17 protein-coding genes are annotated in these 16,129 nt (G+C 72.2%); 7 read left to right on the forward strand and 10 right to left on the reverse strand.

Annotation, left to right across the window (positions count from 1 at the left end; genetic code table 11):
* Positions 1-11: 11 nt before the first annotated feature.
* Together BKI49_RS05850 and BKI49_RS05855 are read left to right on the forward strand one after the other, a co-directional pair.
* Complete coding sequence (locus BKI49_RS05850; RefSeq protein WP_179332346.1) at positions 12-800, forward strand: FMN-binding protein; 789 nt, start codon at positions 12-14, stop codon at positions 798-800.
* Positions 793-1,581 carry an FAD:protein FMN transferase gene (locus BKI49_RS05855; RefSeq protein WP_095933108.1) on the forward strand — a complete coding sequence of 263 codons (789 nt, stop codon included), beginning with the start codon at positions 793-795 and terminating at the stop codon, positions 1,579-1,581. The genes BKI49_RS05850 and BKI49_RS05855 overlap by 8 nt, the downstream gene beginning before the upstream one ends.
* A gap of 125 nt (positions 1,582-1,706) precedes the next feature.
* On the opposite strand, the gene BKI49_RS05860 is transcribed toward BKI49_RS05855, so the two are convergent.
* The 6 genes from BKI49_RS05860 to BKI49_RS05885 all read right to left on the reverse strand — a co-directional run bounded on the left by BKI49_RS05860 (position 1,707) and on the right by BKI49_RS05885 (position 7,175).
* Positions 1,707-2,249: an arginine repressor gene (locus BKI49_RS05860; RefSeq protein ID WP_095933109.1), complete on the reverse strand. Its 543-nt coding sequence runs from the start codon at positions 2,247-2,249 to the stop codon at positions 1,707-1,709.
* A gap of 17 nt (positions 2,250-2,266) precedes the next feature.
* Positions 2,267-3,466, reverse strand: a complete 1,200-nt coding sequence (locus BKI49_RS05865) for an acetylornithine transaminase (protein WP_095933110.1) — start codon at positions 3,464-3,466, stop codon at positions 2,267-2,269.
* Positions 3,463-4,371: an acetylglutamate kinase gene (gene argB / locus BKI49_RS05870; RefSeq protein ID WP_095933111.1), complete on the reverse strand. Its 909-nt coding sequence runs from the start codon at positions 4,369-4,371 to the stop codon at positions 3,463-3,465. The genes BKI49_RS05865 and argB overlap by 4 nt, the downstream gene beginning before the upstream one ends.
* Positions 4,368-5,537, reverse strand: coding sequence for a bifunctional glutamate N-acetyltransferase/amino-acid acetyltransferase ArgJ (argJ, locus tag BKI49_RS05875; RefSeq protein ID WP_095933112.1), 1,170 nt, complete (start codon positions 5,535-5,537; stop codon positions 4,368-4,370). Before argJ ends, argB begins: the two co-directional genes overlap by 4 nt.
* Positions 5,534-6,562, reverse strand: coding sequence for an N-acetyl-gamma-glutamyl-phosphate reductase (gene argC, locus BKI49_RS05880; RefSeq protein WP_095933113.1), 1,029 nt, complete (start codon positions 6,560-6,562; stop codon positions 5,534-5,536). Before argC ends, argJ begins: the two co-directional genes overlap by 4 nt.
* Positions 6,563-6,761: 199 nt before the next feature.
* Entirely contained in the window at positions 6,762-7,175 is a 414-nt protein-coding gene (locus BKI49_RS05885; protein ID WP_095933114.1) for a DUF5997 family protein, read from the reverse strand.
* An 85-nt stretch (positions 7,176-7,260) separates the two neighbouring features.
* On the opposite strand from BKI49_RS05885, the gene BKI49_RS05890 reads away from it, so the two are divergent.
* From BKI49_RS05890 to BKI49_RS05900, 3 genes are all read left to right on the forward strand, one after another.
* Positions 7,261-8,067 (forward strand): LysR family transcriptional regulator substrate-binding protein, encoded by an 807-nt coding sequence (locus tag BKI49_RS05890; RefSeq protein WP_095933115.1) that lies wholly within the window; start codon positions 7,261-7,263, stop codon positions 8,065-8,067.
* A gap of 166 nt (positions 8,068-8,233) precedes the next feature.
* Positions 8,234-8,653, forward strand: a complete 420-nt coding sequence (locus BKI49_RS05895) for a MerR family transcriptional regulator (RefSeq protein ID WP_095933116.1) — start codon at positions 8,234-8,236, stop codon at positions 8,651-8,653.
* A complete protein-coding gene (locus BKI49_RS05900) occupies positions 8,650-9,087 on the forward strand; it encodes a carboxymuconolactone decarboxylase family protein (protein WP_095933117.1) in 438 nt (145 codons plus the stop codon). The genes BKI49_RS05895 and BKI49_RS05900 overlap by 4 nt, the downstream gene beginning before the upstream one ends.
* On the opposite strand, the gene BKI49_RS05905 is transcribed toward BKI49_RS05900, so the two are convergent.
* A complete protein-coding gene (locus BKI49_RS05905) occupies positions 9,074-11,554 on the reverse strand; it encodes an alpha-L-arabinofuranosidase C-terminal domain-containing protein (protein ID WP_095933118.1) in 2,481 nt (826 codons plus the stop codon). The genes BKI49_RS05900 and BKI49_RS05905 overlap by 14 nt on opposite strands.
* A 137-nt stretch (positions 11,555-11,691) precedes the next feature.
* Here BKI49_RS05905 and BKI49_RS05910 point away from each other — a divergent pair, with 137 nt between their 5' ends.
* Positions 11,692-12,144 (forward strand): DUF6314 family protein, encoded by a 453-nt coding sequence (locus tag BKI49_RS05910; protein WP_095933119.1) that lies wholly within the window; start codon positions 11,692-11,694, stop codon positions 12,142-12,144.
* 106 nt (positions 12,145-12,250) lie between these two features.
* On the opposite strand, the gene BKI49_RS05915 is transcribed toward BKI49_RS05910, so the two are convergent.
* From BKI49_RS05915 to BKI49_RS05925, 3 genes are all read right to left on the reverse strand, one after another.
* Positions 12,251-12,823 (reverse strand): histidine phosphatase family protein, encoded by a 573-nt coding sequence (locus BKI49_RS05915; protein ID WP_095933120.1) that lies wholly within the window; start codon positions 12,821-12,823, stop codon positions 12,251-12,253.
* 62 nt (positions 12,824-12,885) lie between these two features.
* Positions 12,886-13,323 carry a GNAT family N-acetyltransferase gene (locus BKI49_RS05920; RefSeq protein ID WP_095933121.1) on the reverse strand — a complete coding sequence of 146 codons (438 nt, stop codon included), beginning with the start codon at positions 13,321-13,323 and terminating at the stop codon, positions 12,886-12,888.
* A 118-nt stretch (positions 13,324-13,441) separates the two neighbouring features.
* Positions 13,442-14,878 (reverse strand): aminotransferase-like domain-containing protein, encoded by a 1,437-nt coding sequence (locus BKI49_RS05925; RefSeq protein WP_095933122.1) that lies wholly within the window; start codon positions 14,876-14,878, stop codon positions 13,442-13,444.
* On the opposite strand from BKI49_RS05925, the gene BKI49_RS05930 reads away from it, so the two are divergent.
* Positions 14,877-16,043, forward strand: coding sequence for a DMT family transporter (locus BKI49_RS05930; protein ID WP_373557521.1), 1,167 nt, complete (start codon positions 14,877-14,879; stop codon positions 16,041-16,043). The genes BKI49_RS05925 and BKI49_RS05930 overlap by 2 nt on opposite strands.
* Positions 16,044-16,129: the final 86 nt, after the last annotated feature.

Here is a 16,129-nt window from a genome sequence, read left to right on the forward strand (position 1 = left end):
AGTCAGGAGCGATGAAGAAGAGCCACCCCATTCGGCGCGTCGTGCTCGCCACCGCCGCCACCGTGTCCGGGATCGTCCTGCTGCTGTCGCTGAAGCCCGCGTCCGACCCGGCGTCCGCGTCCGCGGCGGGCGGAGCGGCACCGCAGCAGAGCGCCGCGGCCCAGGAATCGCCCCAGGGAGGTGCCTCGGACGCACAGTCCGGCAGCGTCACCGGAGACGTGGTGAAGACGCAGTACGGGCCCGTCCAGGTCCGCATCACCATGAGCGGCGGGAAGATCACCAAGGCCGAGGCCGTGCAGGCGCCGAGCGGCGGGACCAGCGACCAGAAGACCGAGCTGGCCGTGCCCAGGCTGAACCGGGCGACGGTGGCGGCACAGAGCGCGGACATCGACGCGGTCTCCGGAGCCACCTACACCAGCGGCGGCTACAAGCAGTCCCTCCAGTCCGCCCTGGACAAGGCGAAGACCGCGGGCGGCGGAGCGGCGTCCGCGCCGTCCTCCCCCGCGGGCGGCGGTGCGGCGGCGCAGGCCAAGACGGTCACCGGAGACGTGGCGAAGACCCAGTACGGGCCCGTCCAGGTCCGTATCACCGTGAGCGGCGGGAAGATCACCAAGTCGGAGGCCGTGCAGGCCCCGAGCGGCGGACGCAGCAGCGAGGTGACGAACGATGCCGTACCGAAGCTCGACCAGGAGGCCGTCGCCGCCGGCAGCGCGGACATCGACGCGGTCTCCGGAGCCACCTACACCAGCGGCGGCTACAAGGAGTCCCTCCAGTCCGCCCTGGACAAGGCCGGTGGCTGAGCCGGCCGGGGCGCCGCCCGCGCTGCGCCACGCCGAGGAGGTCATGGGCACGGTCTTCTCCTTCGACGTTCGGGGAGGCGAGCCGCAGGCCGTGCGGACGGCACTGGAGGAGGCGGTCGCCGGACTCCACCGGGTGGACGAGGTGTTCAGCACCTACCGCGACGACAGCCAGATCACCCGGCTCGTGCGCGGTGAGCTGAGCGTCGAGGAGTGCGACCCGGAGGTCGCCGAGGTGCTCGGCCTCGGCGCGGAGGCGGAGCGGCTGAGCGACGGCTGGTTCAGCACGACGTACGAGGGGCGGTTGGATCCGACGGGGATCGTCAAGGGCTGGGCCACCGAGCGTGCGGCGGAGCGTCTCGTCGCGGCCGGGGCGAGCGGGGTGAGTGTCAACGGCGGCGGGGACGTCCAGCTGTTCGGCGTTCCCGGGCCGCACCGCCCGTGGCGGGTCGGGGTGTCCGATCCGTTGCGTCCCGGGTCGCTCGCCGCGGTGGTCTCCGCGGCCGGCGCGGCCGAGCTGGCCGTGGCCACGTCCGGGACCGCCGAGCGCGGCGCCCACATCGTCGACCCGCGCACCGGCAAGTCCGCCGTCACCGATCTCGTCGCGGTGACCGTGGTGGGCCCCCGGCTCACCTGGGTGGACACCTGGGCCACGGCAGCCTTCGCGATGGGCTCGCGGCAGGCTCTGGACTGGCTGGAATCGCTCCCCGACGTCGAGGCGCTGCTCATCACGGCGGGCGACGAGGTCAGGTGCACGGGCGGTCTCGCCCACCGCCTGGGGTGAGCGGAAGAGCCCGCAGGCCGCGCGGACCGGCGCCGCGTGGGCGCCGACGGCCCCCGGCCGGGATCACGAACGCGGGAAGCGGAGGGACGCGCCCTGTCCGGGAGCGCCCCTCCGCTTCTCACGGATCAGTGCCCGTTGCCGTTCTGGGCCAGCCGCAGCAGGTGGTCGGCCAGTGCCTGACCGCCCGTGGGGTTGCGGCTGATCAGGAGCAGCGTGTCGTCACCGGCGATGGTGCCGAGGATGTCGTGCAGTTCGGCCTGGTCGATCGCCGAGGCCAGGAACTGTGCGGCCCCCGGCGGCGTGCGCAGGACCACGAGGTTCGCGGACGCCTCCGCGGAGATCAACAGCTCCGCGGACAGGCGCCGCATCCGCTCCTCCTTCGCCGACTCGCCCAGCGGGGCGCGCGGGGTGCGGAAACCGCCCTCGCTCGGCACCGCGTAGATGAGGTCGCCGTCGTTGTTGCGGATCTTCACCGCGTTCAGCTCGTCCAGGTCCCGGGAGAGCGTCGCCTGGGTGACACTCAGTCCGTCGTCGGCGAGAAGTTTCGCCAACTGGCTCTGGGATCGCACCGGTTGCCGGTTGAGGATGTCCACGATCCGGCGGTGGCGTGCGGTGCGGGTCTGCGGCACGGCAGGCCCGACGGGCTCGTGGTCGTGCGCCTGACTCATCGTCGTCGTCCCATTTCTCAGGATCCGTCCCCGTTGGCTGCGTCGAGGACGCCGGGAAGGGCCTGGAGAAACGCCTCCACCTCGTCGTCGCCGAGGTTCAGCGGTGGCATCAGCCGTACGACATCGGGGGCGGGCGCGTTCACCAGGAAACCGGCGTCCTGAGCCGCCTGCTGCACCTGGGGCGCGAGCGGCTCGGTGAGCACGATACCCAGGAGCAGCCCCGCACCCCGGACATGGTCGACCAACGGGTGGCCGAGGGACTCGATCGAGCCGCGCAGCTTCTCGCCCTGCCGCTTCACGTTGTCGAGCAGGCCCTCGCCCGCGATCGTGTCGAGCACGGCGAGCCCGGCGGCGCAGACGACCGGGTTGCCACCGAAGGTCGTGCCGTGGTGGCCGGGCTTGAGCAGGGCGGCGGCCCGGCCGAAGGCGACGGTGGCGCCCAGGGGCAGCCCGCCGCCGAGGCCCTTGGCGAGCGTGACGACGTCGGGCAGGACACCCTCGTGGGCCTGGTACTCGAACCAGTGGCCGGTCCGTCCGATGCCTGTCTGCACCTCGTCGAGGACGAGGAGGGCTCCGGTGGCGGCGGTGATGGCGCGGGCGGCCTTGAGGTAGCCGGCGGGCGGCACGACGACGCCGTTCTCGCCCTGGACGGGCTCGATGATCACCAGCGCGGTGTCCTCGGTGACCGCTTCGGCGAGTGCCTGAGCGTCGCCGTACGGGACGTGCGTGACGTCGCCGGGCAGCGGCAGGAACGGCTCCTGCTTGGCCGACTGCCCGGTGAGCGCGAGGGCGCCCATGGTCCGGCCGTGGAAGCCGCCCGTGGTGGCGACCATATGGGTGCGGCCGGTGAGCCGGCCGATCTTGAAGGCGCCCTCGTTGGCCTCGGCGCCCGAGTTGCAGAAGTAGACCTTTCCGTCGCGGCCGAAGAGCTGGAGGAGCCGTTCGGCGAGGGCGACGGGCGGTTCGGCGATGAACAGGTTGGAGACGTGTCCGAGGGAGGCGATCTGCCTGCCGACGGCCTCGACGACCGCGGGGTGGGCGTGGCCGAGCGCGTTGACCGCGATGCCGCCGACGAAGTCGACGTACTGCTTGCCGTCGGCGTCCCAGAGCTTCGCGCCCGCGCCGCGCACCAGGGGCAGCCGGGGGGTGCCGTAGTTGTCCATCAGCGCGCCCTGCCACCGCTGGGTGAGTTCGGCGTTCGTCGCGTTGCCGGTCATACGGCGTCCCCCTCTGCGTCGGGCACGACCATCGTGCCGATGCCCTCGTCGGTGAAGATCTCCAGCAGGATCGAGTGCTGGACCCGGCCGTCGATGACGCGGGCCGTGGTGACGCCGTTGCGGACGGCGTGCAGACAGCCCTGCATCTTCGGCACCATGCCGCTGGCCAGCTCGGGCAGCAGTTTCTCCAGCTGGGAGGCGGTGAGGCGGCTGATCACCTCGTCGCTGTCGGGCCAGTCCTCGTAGAGACCCTCGACGTCCGTGAGGACCATGAGGGTTTCGGCGCCAAGTGCCGCAGCGAGAGCCGCAGCCGCCGTATCAGCATTGACGTTGTAGACATGTCCGTCGTCCAGGGAGCGGGCGATCGAGGAGACGACCGGGATCCGGCCGTCGGCGAGCAGCGCCTCGATGGCACCGGTGTCGATGTCGGTGATCTCGCCGACCCGTCCGATGTCGACGCGTTCGCCGTCGATCTCGGGCCGGTGCTTGGTGGCGGTGATGGTGTGGGCGTCCTCGCCGGTCAGTCCGACCGCGAGCGGTCCGTGCTGGTTGAGCAGCCCGACGAGTTCGCGCTGCACCTGTCCGGCGAGCACCATCCGTACGACGTCCATGGCGTCCTCGGTGGTGACGCGCAGGCCGGCCTTGAACTCGCTGACGATGCCGTGCCGGTCGAGGGCGGCGCTGATCTGCGGGCCGCCGCCGTGCACCACGACGGGCTTGAGCCCCGCGTGCCGCAGGAAGACGACGTCCTGGGCGAAGGCGGCCTTCAGTTCGTCGTCGACCATGGCGTTGCCGCCGAACTTGATGACGACGGTCTTGCCGTGGTGCCGGGTCAGCCAGGGCAGCGCCTCGATGAGGGTCTGCGCCTTGGGCAGGGCGGTGTGCTTCCGGGTCACGTTCGTCATGAGGAGTACGCGCTGTTCTCGTGGACGTAGTCGGCGGTGAGGTCGTTGGTCCAGATCGTGGCGGTCTCGGCGCCCGCGGCCAGGTCGGCGACGATGTGGACCTCGCGGTAGCGCATGTCGACGAGCTCGCGGTCCTCGCCCACGCCGCCGTTCTTGCAGACCCAGACGCCGTTGATGGCGACGTTCAGCTGCTCGGGTTCGAATGCGGCGCCGGTGGTGCCGATCGCGGACAGCACCCGGCCCCAGTTGGGGTCCTCGCCGTGGATCGCGCACTTGAGGAGGTTGTTGCGGGCGATCGAGCGGCCCACCTCGACGGCGTCGGCTTCGCTCGCCGCGTTCACCACCTCGACCTTGATGTCCTTGCTGGCGCCTTCCGCGTCACGGATGAGCTGCTGGCCGAGGTCGTCGCAGACGGTGCGGACGGCCTCGGCGAACTCCGCGTGGTCGGGGATGACGCCGGAGGCGCCGGAGGCGAGCAGCAGCACCGTGTCGTTGGTGGACATGCAGCCGTCGGAGTCGACCCGGTCGAAGGTGACCCGGGTCGCGTCGCGCAGCGCCTGGTCCAGGGTCGGGCTGTCGACGTCCGCGTCCGTGGTGAGGACGACGAGCATGGTGGCGAGTCCGGGGGCGAGCATGCCCGCGCCCTTGGCCATGCCGCCCACGGTCCAGCCGTCCTTCGTCACCACGGACGTCTTGTGGACGGTGTCGGTGGTCTTGATGGCGATGGCGGCCTTCTCGCCGCCGTGCGCGCTGAGGTGGGCCACCGCCTGGTCGACACCCGGGAGCAGCTTGTCCATCGGCAGCAGGACGCCGATCAGGCCGGTCGAGCACACGGCGACGCTGCCCGCGCCCACCTCGCCGGCGCCCGCGGCGGTGAGGGACTCGGCGACCTTCTCGGCGGTGGCGTGCGTGTCCTGGAAGCCCTTCGGTCCGGTGCACGCGTTGGCGCCCCCGGAGTTGAGGACGACGGCGGTCAGCTCGCCGCTCCTGAGGACCTGCTGCGACCAGAGCACCGGAGCGGCCTTCACGCGGTTCGAGGTGAAGACGCCCGCGGCGGCGCGGCGCGGACCGTCGTTGACCACGAGGGCCAGGTCCGGGTTGCCGTTCTCCTTGATCCCGGCGGCGATGCCCGCCGCCTGGAATCCCTTGGCTGCCGTGACGCTCACGGTGCGACTCCGATCGTGGAAAGCCCTGTGGTCTCGTCGAGACCGAGGGCGATGTTCATGCTCTGGACGGCACCGCCCGCGGTGCCCTTGGTCAGGTTGTCGATGGCGCTGATCGCGATGATGCGGTGCGCGGCGGCGTCGTACGCGACCTGGACCTGAACGGCGTTGGAACCGTAGACGGACGCCGTGGCGGGCCACTGTCCCTCGGGCAGCAGGTGCACGAACGGCTCGTCGGCGAACGCCTTCTCGTACGCGGTCCGCACGGACTCGGCCGAGACGCCGTCCCGCGCCTTGGCGCTGCACGTGGCGAGGATGCCGCGGGGCATCGGCGCCAGGGTGGGCGTGAAGGACACGGTGACCGGCTCGCCTGCCGCCCCGCCGAGGTTCTGGATCATCTCGGGGGTGTGCCGGTGGACGCCGCCGACGCCGTACGGCGACATGGAGCCCATGACCTCGCTGCCGAGGAGGTGCGCCTTGGGCGCCTTGCCGGCACCGGACGTGCCGGACGCGGCGACGATCACGGCCTCGGGCTCGGCGAGCCCGGCCGCGTACGCCGGGAAGAGAGCGAGCGTGGCGGCCGTGGGGTAGCAACCGGGCACCGCGATGCGCTTGGACCCCTCCAGCGCAGCGCGGGCACCCGGCAGTTCGGGGAGGCCGTAGGGCCAGGTCCCGGCGTGCGCGGAGCCGTAGAACCGTTCCCAGTCGGCCGGATCCTTCAGCCGGAAGTCGGCACCCATGTCGACCACGAGGACGTCCGGGCCGAGCTGCTCGGCGACGGCGGCGGACTGTCCGTGCGGGAGGGCGAGGAACACGACGTCGTGACCGCCGAGCACCTCGGTCGTGGTCTCCTGCAGCACGCGGTCCGCGAGCGGCAGCAGATGCGGCTGGAGCGCGCCCAGGCGCTGACCCGCGTTGGAGTTGCCGGTCAGGGCGCCGATCTCGATGCCGGGGTGCACGAGGAGCAGGCGCAGCAGCTCTCCGCCCGCGTACCCGCTCGCTCCCGCCACTGCCGCTCGTACCGTCATGGAACCCTCCTCTTGGATGGCATGACTATACGTTTCGATGCACGTTTATGCAATCCACTGCATGAATACGCGGGAGCGTCATGCATGCCCATGACAATCATCGGCCCAGAAGTCCGCGCCGCACTCGGGCACGGCGCGGGATGCGCTCGGACGACGGGACGGGGCGCGCGGGCGCCGCCGCCCCGTCGACGGCGACGGATCAGGTACGCGAGTCGCCGGCTCCCGCGGCGCGGGCCGCCTGCTCCGCCTTCTTCTCCTTGATCCGGGCGGCCTCCTTGCGGACGTCCGCCTGCGTGGCGCGCTCGCGCCGCAGCCACTCCGGGTCCTCCGCCTTCAGCGCCTCGATCTGCTCGGTGGTGAGCGCCTCGGTGACCCCGCCCCGGGCGAGACCGGCGATGGAGACGCCCAGCCGGGACGCGACCACGGGCCGCGGGTGCGGGCCGTCACGGCGCAGGTCCCGCAGCCACTGCGGAGGGTCGGCCTGCAGCGCGCTCAGCTCGGCACGCGAGACGACACCCTCCCGGAACTCGGCGGGGGTGGCCTCGAGGTACACACCCAGCTTCTTGGCCGCGGTGGCGGGCTTCATCGTCTGGGTGGTCTGGTGCGACGTCATGCGTCAAGGGTAACGAGCGTGCGAGGCGCCGCCGACCAGGACCGCTGCCCGCCGCCTCGGCCCTCACGACCGGTAACCTGACGAGGTGACTGGCTCCGAAGCACCCCCCTCGTTCCGGCTCGCCTACGTTCCGGGGGTCACACCCGCCAAGTGGGTGCGGATCTGGAACGAGCGGCTTCCCGACATCCCCCTGACCCTGGTCGCGGTGACCGCCGCCGAGGCGTTCGGGCTGCTGCGCGGCGGGGGCGCCGACGCGGGCCTCGTCCGTCTGCCGGTCGACCGGACCGACCTCAGTGCGATCCCCCTCTACACCGAGACCACGGTGGTCGTGGTCCCCAAGGACCACGTCGTGGCGGCCGTCGACGAGGTCACCACGGAGGATCTCGCCGACGACATCGTGCTGCACCCCCTTGACGACACCCTCGAATGGGAGCGTCTGCCGGGGAAGCCCGCCTTCGAGCGGCCGGCCACCACGGCGGACGCCGTCGAGCTGGTGGCGGCGGGCATCGGCGTCCTCGTCGTGCCGCAGTCGCTCGCCCGTCTCCACCACCGCAAGGACCTCACCTACCGGCCGGTCGCGGACGCGCCGGAGTCGCGCGTCGCCCTGTCCTGGCCCGCGGACGAGACCACCGACATGGTGGAGGACTTCATCGGGATCGTCCGCGGCCGCACCGTGAACAGCTCGCGCGGCCGCACTCCGGCCGCCGCCCGGCCGAAGGCCGAGCCCGCCGCCAAGACGTCGCCCAAGCGGTCCGGCAGCGGTGGCGGCACGCGGCAGAAGTCCGCGGGCGGCACGTCGGGCGGGCAGGGCCGGCGCGGCGGCGGCGCCAAGGGCGGGGCCGGCGGCGCGAAGGGCGGGGCACGGCGGGGCAAGCCGCGCCGCCGCTCCTGACCCGGGCGGTCGCGGAGAGGGGCCGCCGCTCCTGACCCGGGCGGTCGCGGAGAGGGGTGGTGCCGAGCACCCGCCCGCCCGACCCAAAAGCCTCGCGACCGGCCCGCCGGAAGTGATCGCCGACGGCGCTTGACCTGGAGCGCGCTCCAGGTTCTACGGTCTTGTCATGACCAGCGGACAGCCCCTCCCGGGCGGCCAGGAGCCGACGCTCACGATCTCCGAGGTCGTGGAGCGCACCGGCCTCTCGCACGACACGCTGCGGTACTACGAGAAGGCCGGCCTCATCGAACGGGTCGGCCGGACCACGGGGAACCAGCGGCGCTACGCGGCGGCCGACCTGGCCTGGCTGGAGTTCCTGATCCGGCTGCGCGGGACGGGCATGTCGATCGCGGACATGCAGCGGTTCGCCGAGCTGCGCTCGCGGGGCGGGGCCACCGTCCCCGAGCGGCTGGCGATGCTCCGCGCGCACCGCGCCGACCTCGCGGACCGGATGCGCGCGCTGCGCCGCAACGCCGCCGCCCTCGACGACAAGATCGACCACTACGAACGGCTGCTCGACCAGCCGGGAACGGACGACGAGACATGAGCGACGCCACCACCCGCGAAGAGCGTTTCGAGCACGGCATGGACGTCCTGAAGCGGGTCGACGGCGAGGTCGGGGAACGGGTCGTCGACTCGCTCTCCGACATCAGCCCCGAACTCGGCCACCAGATCGTCGCGTGGGCCTTCGGCGACATCTACGACCGGCCCGGACTCGTCGCGCGCGACCGCCAGTTGGTGACGCTCGGCATGCTCACCGCCCTCGGCGGCTGCGAGCCCCAGCTCGAAGTGCACGTCAACGCGTCGCTGAACGTGGGGCTTTCGCCCGAGCAGATCGTCGAGGCGATGCTGCACTCGGTGGTGTACTGCGGGATACCGAAGGCGATGAACGCGACGCTGGTCGCGAAGAAGGTGTTCGCCGAGCGTGGGCTGCTGCCCGTCGGACAGCAGCCCACGCCGGCCGCCGCTACCTCTGCCTGATCCGCAGGAAGGTGACGGAGTTCGCCGGGAAGGTGTACGTGAACCTGTCGGCGACCCCTTCGAGGGTGGACGTCACCGGAGCGACCGGTGTGGCCGTCTCGGTGTTCACCGCCTCGGGCGCGGCCGCGAGGGTGGTCACCCGGGCCTTGGGGGCGACCTTCGCGCCACCGAGGTCGATCGCCGTACGGGCCGCCGACGCCTGGGCGTTGACCACCTTGACGACGAGGTCGCCGCTCTTCGCGTCGCGCGTGACGACCTGGCGGAACGGCTCGGCGGGCTTGTCGTCGGTGAAGCTCCCCCACTCCTCGCCGTCCAGGTAGAGGGTCACCTGGCGTCCACGGATCTTGATGTCGACGTCGTAGGCGCGGCCCGTCTCGATCGAGCCGGGCTTGGAGATCAGCGACGACTTGCCGCCGTCGACGGCCTGTTCGACCGCGGAGGTGGTGTTGTTCCAGCCGCCCAGGTTCCACCAGTAGTAGTTGCCGGTGTCCTTGACGCCGAAGGCGACGAGGAAGCCCTCCTTGCCGGACTTCTTGGTGGCCTTCACGTGCAGGTCGTAGTCGTGCCAGGCCGGGTCGCCCGCCGTGACCATGGTGTTCTCGGCGGCCACGTCGGTCTGCACGTACTGCCCGTCCTGCACGCTCCAGCTGCCGCCGCCCGTGTGGGTCCACTGTGAGGCGTCGCCGCCGAAGTCGTCGCCGAACAGCGTGCCGCCGTCCGCTCCGGTGACCTTCACGTCGTCGTACGCCGCCGTGGTCGCCCAGGTCGACAGGCCGACGGCACCCGAGAGGGGTCCGTTCAGCGCGGGTGTGCCGGTGGCGGTCGACGGTACGACACGGTCGCCGACGTTGCTCATGAAGAGCTTCTGCACCTCATAGTCGGCCGAACCCCAGGAGGCGTGGTTGTTGAACCAGATCATGTCCGGACGCCACTGCACGTAGTCCTCGTTGGCGAGCAGCGGGGCGTACGAGGCGAGCTTCACGACGTCCGCGTTGCGCTCCAGGCCGGTCATGTATGCGGCTTCGGAGAGGGCGTTCTTGAAGGTGTTGCCGCCGGAGGCGTACTCGCCGAGGAAGACCTTGGGGCCGTTCCTGTCGTAGGAGTCGTAGCGGTCGTTGTTCTGCAGGAACCACTGCGGGCTGTTGTAGTAGTGCTCGTCGACCATGTCGACGTTCGCGTCCCTGTTGAGCTGCCAGGCCGTGTCGAAGGTGCTTCCGGAGTCGTCGGGGCCCGCGTTCGAGATCACCGTGACGTCGGGGTACGCGGCCTCGACGGCGGTGCGGAACCGCTCGAAGCGGGTGAAGAACTCACGGGGCAGGTTCTCCTCGTTGCCCACTTCCAGGTGGGTGAGGTGGAAGGGCTCGGGGTGACCCATGCGAGCGCGTCGCGCACCCCACTCGCTCGTCACCGGCCCGTTGGCGAACTCGATGAGATCCAGGGTGTCCTGGATGTGCCGCTGGAGCAGGGCGTCGTCGTCCACGGCCCTGTTCTGGCCGCAGCCGGTGACGAGTGCGGGCACCACGGGCAGCGGCATCGCGCCGACGTCCTCGGCGAACTGGAAGTACTCGTAGTAGCCGAGCCCGTAACTCTGGTTGTAGCCCCAGAAGTTGGCGTTGGTGGCGCGCTGCTCGACCGGGCCGACGGTGTCCTTCCACTGGTACGCGCGCTTGCGCTGGTAGCCCGAGGCCTCGTCGTACCCCTGCATGCTGCCGGTGTTGACGAGGCAGCCGCCCGGGAAGCGCACGAAGCCCGGGTGCAGCGCGGCGATCTTCTCGGCGAGGTCCTTGCGCAGGCCGTGCCCCTTGTAGGTGTCGCGGGGCAGCAGCGAGATCATGTCCAGCGCGACGGAACCCTCGGCGGCGACGGTGAGGCGGCCGGTGCTGGTGGTGCGGTCGGGTGTGAACCGCGCCCGGTACTGGGCCCAGCCGCCGCGCACCGTGAGCCGGCGGGCCTCGGCGAGCGTGCCCTCGGCGTCCCGCAATGTCACGGTGAGGGGCGTTCTCGCGTCGGCGCGGGCCCAGACGGAGAAGTCGTAGGCCTTGCCGCTCTCGACCCTGATGCCGGTGTTGTAGCCCGTGTTGGTGACGGACGAGCCGCCGTCCAGGGCGAGGTAGGTGCGGTTGCGGGCGTCGAGGCGTCCGTCGTCGCCGACGGCGCGGGCGGTGCCGGAGACGGTCCACGAGGTGAGCGGCGTGTAGGAGGAGTTGTCTGCGGTGCTGTACTCGAACGACCGGTTCTGCACGAGCTCGGGGTAGAGGCCGCCGTCCGCGGCGCGGTTGATGTCCTCGAAGAAGACGCCGTACATGGTGTCGTCGATCTTCGCGCCGGACCGCTCGGGGTGGACGGTGATCGCGTAGTCGGTGACGTCGTCCGCGGCGGCTCGCGCCGGTCCCGGGACGACGGTGGAGGCCACCAGGAGGGCGGTGGCGGTGAGTCCGAGTCTCCAGCGGGTGCGGGTGGATGACATGAATACTCCGCGGCTCAGTGGTGTGGAGTTGTTCGAAATATCGGACATCGATCAATACTTCGAACGGCAAGATAGGGAGGGGGCAGGAGCGCGTCAATGGGTCGCGCGGCATCGCACGGGACGGAGAGCGGTACACCATGGGCGAGTTCTGGCCAGTGCCGGATGTGCTCTCGTACCTGGCCGGGAGCTGGCGGGTGAGGCGCACCGTGCGCGACCTCGCTAGCGGCGCGGAGGGGCACTTCATCGGCACGACGGTTTTCGGACCGCCGGAGGGCGCGGAACACGCGGGGCTGCTGCACCACGAGTCGGGCACGTTCACCTGGCAGGGCGTCGCCCGGCCCGCCGAGCGGACGCTGCGGTTCCTGCCGGGGGCGGTCCCGGCCGCCGCCTTCGTACAGTTCTCAGACGGCCGGCCCTTCCACGACCTGGATCTGACGACCGGCCGGCACATCGCCGACCATCCCTGCTCGGCCGACCTCTACCGGGGCGAGTTCTCGGTGTACGCGCAGGACCGCTGGCGCACGGTGTGGCGGGTCGGGGGGCCGGCCAAGGACCTGGTCCTGACCACGGACTACGCGCGCGGGGACTGACCGGCCGGGGGCGGGGTGCCGGGGTGCGACGGACGGACAGGGCCGGCGGACACACATGAACGCCGGGATCCCCCGTCCAGGGGTGGTGCGAGCGCTGCGCGCGTGGCTACGCCGCCTCCAGGCGCATGTTCCAGCGGTGGTTGTTGCCGGTGAGGGTGACGGTCGACAGAGGGCGCACGTCGATGTTCCAGTACGTCGACGGCTGGGCCTTGAGCGCGTAGACGAGGGCGGCGCGCACCACCGACGGCTCCGCCACCGCGACGATCCGGCTCCCGTCGTCGACGGGCCGGGTGTCGAGCCATCCGCCGACGCGCTGGATGAAGCCCAGCAGGGACTCGCCGCCGTGCGGGGCCGAGCGCGGGTCTGCGAGCCAGGCGTCCACGGCGTCGGGCTCGCGGGCCATCGCCTCGCCGAGCGTGAAGCCGCGCCACCGGCCCATGTCGCAGTCGCGCAGCGCGAGCTGCACGAGGGGCGCGTAGCCGAGGGCGTCGCCGGTGGCCCTGCTGCGGGGGGTCGGTGAGCAGTAGCGCAGCTCGGACGTCGCCAGCGGCACCAGCCCGGCGGCCGAACGCTGCACCTCGTCCCAGCCCGCCTGGTCCAACGGCCTGTCGTCCTCGAAGCGCTCCGCGAGCAGCGAGGAGCTGCGCGCGGCGGCGACGAACGTGACCCGAAGATGCATGGGCAGATCGTGGAACGCGGGACTCCGCAGGTCAAGGGCCGTTACGCAAGGTATACGCGCACTTACCGAAGCATCAGCGCCATCCACTGGTCCGGCCGGTCGAGCGGCGTGAAACCCAGCTTCTCGTAGACGCCGTGCGCGTCGTGCGTGGCGAGCAGGACGCGGCGCAGCCCGAGCGGGCCGAGGTGGTCGCGGACCGCTGCGACCAGCGCGGTGCCCAGTCCCCTGCCGCGTGCCGAAGGGGCGACGTAGACGTCGCAGAGCCACGCGAAGGTGGCCTCGTCGGTCACCACCCGGGCGTAGGCGACCTGCTCGCCGGACGCCTCCTCGTACACACCGAAGTTGAGCGACCCCGCGATCGCGATGTCCTGCTTCTCACGGGGCCGGCCGAGCGCCCAGTACGCGTCCGCGGACAGCCACCGGTGGACGCGGTCGACGTCGATCCGGGCGGTGTCGGCGGATATCTCGTAGCCCTCGGGGAGGGGGTGCACATCGCTCATGGCGGGGAGGGTCGCAGTCACGGGCCCGGGGCGTCGAGCCGTTTTCGTCCCCTGCCCGCTTGCCCGGAGACCGCCGAGGCTCCGTTCCCGCCCGGCCGGCGCGGGCCCGCGCCGGCCGTCAGCCGAGCACCTCGTCGCAGGCGGCCCGGAGCCTGCGCACGCCCTCGGCGATCTCCTCCGCGTTCGCGACCGCCGCGAAGCTCAACCGGAGGTGCGCGGCCGGGGGTTCGGCGCTGAAGTAGGGACGGCCGGGCGTGACGGCCACGCCGCTGCGCAGGGCCGCGGCGACCAGCGTGGCCTCGTCCATGCCGTCGGGCAGCCGCAGCCAGAGGTGGTAGCCGCCGGACGGGACGTGGGGCAGGGCGAGTTCGGGCAGTCGCAGCCGCAGCGCGGAGGTCATCGTGTCGCGGCGCGCCTTCAGCTCGGCCGACAGGGAGCGCAGATGACGCGGCCATGCGGGCGAGCCGACGAGTTCGAGCGCGGCCTCCTGGAACGGGCGTGGCACGAAGAAGCTGTCGACGATCTGGATGGCGCGCAACCGCTCCAGGACCGGACCGCGCGCCACGAGCGCGGCGACCCGGAAGCTCGGCGAGGTCGCCTTGGTCAGGGACCCGACGTGCACGACGACCCCATCGGGGTCCTCGGCGGCCATCGGGCGCGGCAGCGGACCGCTGTCCTCGTGCACGAGGCGCCGCACGAAGTCGTCCTCGACGACGAAGGCGCCGGCGTCGCGCGCGATGCGCACCACCTCGCCCCGGCGCTCGGGGGCGAGGACGGCTCCGGTCGGGTTCTGGAACAGCGGCTGGCAGACGAAGACCCGCGCGCCGGTCGCGGCGAAGGCGTCGGCGAGCAGGGCGGGCTTCACGCCGTCGGCGTCGACGGGCACCGGCACCGGCCGCAGCCCGGCCGCGCGGGCGATCGCCAGCATGCCCGGATACGTGGGTGACTCGACGAGCACGGGCGCGCCGGGCGGTGCGAGCGCGCGCAGGGCGGTGGTCAGCGCCGACTGGCCGCCCGCGGTGACGAGCACCTCGGCCGCGGTGATCGCGCCCCCGATGCCCCGCGCGAACCATTCACGCAGGTCCGCGAGTCCCTCCATGGGCGGCCGCGACCAGGCGCCGGGGCGGCGCCCCGCCCGGGACAGGGCCGCGCCCATCGCCCGCTCGGGCTGGAGCGAGGGGTGCAGATAGCCGCCGTTGAACTCGACGACGCCGGGCGCCGGGGCGTCCAGGGAGACCAGGACTCCGGACGCGTCCACCGTGCGCGGTACGAGTTCGGCGGCCGCGTCGGCGCTGAGCGCCACCTCCTGCCAGGAGGTGTCCCCGGTGGGCTCGGCGGCGGCGCGCGGCCGGGCGCGGAACGCCCCCGCGCCAGGGCGGGTGACGACGAGCCCTTCGGCGGCGAGCTGTGCCAGTGCCCGTGACACGGTCACCGGGCTGACGCGGAACCGCTCGACGAGTGCGCGACTCGACGGCAGCTTTCCACCTGGCGAGTAGCGGTCGAGTTCTCGCCGCAGCTGATTCGCCAGGTCGGCCACACTGCTACGCTCTTGCATGAGAGCACAGGATAGCGCTACTGCCGAAACCCCGATAGCGGTCACCACCGCAGGGACCGGCGCCGCAGGAGACGGCCTCCAGGCCCCGGACAGCGGTGCCTCGACCGCCCGGGACGACCGCCCCGCCGGTCCCGTCGCCGCGGCACGCACCACCGCTACCGCTACCGCCGGGAGCACGTCCGCTGTCACCGCCACCGCCGGAAGCACGTCCGCCGCGGGCCGGGACCAGGTGCCGGGCGGAGCCGACGCCCGCCGTGCGCCCACGGACAGCAGCGCACCCACCGCCGATGGCGGAGCCGGACGCGCGGCCCGCCGCGCCGGCACCCTCCAGGCCGCCCTCGGCGTCACCGCCTTCTCCCTCACCTTCCCGGCCACCGCCTGGGGCCTGGAGGGCTTCGGCCCCTGGTCCCTGGTGGCCGTCCGCAGCGTGCTGGCGGCAATGATCGCCGGTGGCTGCCTGATGGCGCTGCGAGTGCCGTTGCCGGGCCGCCGGCACTGGGCGGGGCTCGCCGTCGTGGCCGCGGGCGTCGTGCTCGGCTTCCCCCTGCTGACGACCCTCGCCCTGGAGACCTCGACCACCGCGCACGCCGCCGTGGTGGTGGGGCTGCTGCCGCTGACGACGGCGCTGTTCTCCACGCTGCGCACCGGCGCGCGGCCCTCGCGGATGTTCTGGTGCGCGGCCCTCGCGGGAGCGGCGGCGGTGATCGCGTTCACCGTGCAGCAGAGCGGCGGCGCCCTGACCGGTGCGGACGCCTATCTCTTCGGCGCGCTGCTGGTCTGCGCGGCGGGCTACACGGAGGGCGGCCGGCTCGCCCGGGTCATGCCGGGCTGGCAGGTCATCGGCTGGGCGCTGGTCCTGTGCCTGCCGCTCACCGTGCCGGGCATGCTGGTCGCACTGTCCCACGAGCCGGTCCGGCTGACCGCGCACAGCGTGACGGGTCTGCTGTGGGTGGCGGCCGGTTCGCAGTTCCTCGGCCTGGTCGTCTGGTACCGGGGCATGGCGTCCATCGGGATTCCGAAGGCCAGCCAGTTGCAGCTGGCGCAGCCGCTGCTCACACTGGTGTGGTCGGTACTGCTCCTGGGCGAGCAGCTCACACCGGCCGCACCCCTGACGGCCGCCGCCGTTCTGGTCTGCATCGCGCTCACCCAGCGGGCGCGGAGCTGACCGGCACGCACGGGCCGGTCCAACCGGCGCCACCAGCCGTAGACTTGCGGCCACGGACCGCACACTCCCGTACACGACGAGGAGAC

This window comes from Streptomyces sp. Tue6028 (assembly GCF_002300165.1).
Taxonomy (GTDB): Bacteria; Actinomycetota; Actinomycetes; order Streptomycetales; family Streptomycetaceae; genus Streptomyces; species Streptomyces siamensis.

What these genes read in the sequence shown, in the direction of transcription:
- BKI49_RS05850 (WP_179332346.1), top strand. Translation starts at nt 12, where the DNA reads ATGAAGAAGAGCCACCCCATTCGGCGCGTCGTGCTCGCCACCGCCGCC.
- BKI49_RS05860 (WP_095933109.1), bottom strand. Translation starts at nt 2,249, where the DNA reads ATGAGTCAGGCGCACGACCACGAGCCCGTCGGGCCTGCCGTGCCGCAG.
- BKI49_RS05865 (WP_095933110.1), bottom strand. Translation starts at nt 3,466, where the DNA reads ATGACCGGCAACGCGACGAACGCCGAACTCACCCAGCGGTGGCAGGGC.
- argB (WP_095933111.1), bottom strand. Translation starts at nt 4,371, where the DNA reads ATGACGAACGTGACCCGGAAGCACACCGCCCTGCCCAAGGCGCAGACC.
- argC (WP_095933113.1), bottom strand. Translation starts at nt 6,562, where the DNA reads ATGACGGTACGAGCGGCAGTGGCGGGAGCGAGCGGGTACGCGGGCGGA.
- BKI49_RS05885 (WP_095933114.1), bottom strand. Translation starts at nt 7,175, where the DNA reads ATGACGTCGCACCAGACCACCCAGACGATGAAGCCCGCCACCGCGGCC.
- BKI49_RS05895 (WP_095933116.1), top strand. Translation starts at nt 8,234, where the DNA reads ATGACCAGCGGACAGCCCCTCCCGGGCGGCCAGGAGCCGACGCTCACG.
- BKI49_RS05900 (WP_095933117.1), top strand. Translation starts at nt 8,650, where the DNA reads ATGAGCGACGCCACCACCCGCGAAGAGCGTTTCGAGCACGGCATGGAC.
- BKI49_RS05905 (WP_095933118.1), bottom strand. Translation starts at nt 11,554, where the DNA reads ATGTCATCCACCCGCACCCGCTGGAGACTCGGACTCACCGCCACCGCC.
- BKI49_RS05910 (WP_095933119.1), top strand. Translation starts at nt 11,692, where the DNA reads ATGGGCGAGTTCTGGCCAGTGCCGGATGTGCTCTCGTACCTGGCCGGG.
- BKI49_RS05915 (WP_095933120.1), bottom strand. Translation starts at nt 12,823, where the DNA reads ATGCATCTTCGGGTCACGTTCGTCGCCGCCGCGCGCAGCTCCTCGCTG.
- BKI49_RS05920 (WP_095933121.1), bottom strand. Translation starts at nt 13,323, where the DNA reads ATGAGCGATGTGCACCCCCTCCCCGAGGGCTACGAGATATCCGCCGAC.
- BKI49_RS05930 (WP_373557521.1), top strand. Translation starts at nt 14,877, where the DNA reads ATGAGAGCACAGGATAGCGCTACTGCCGAAACCCCGATAGCGGTCACC.
- BKI49_RS05925 (WP_095933122.1), bottom strand. Translation starts at nt 14,878, where the DNA reads ATGCAAGAGCGTAGCAGTGTGGCCGACCTGGCGAATCAGCTGCGGCGA.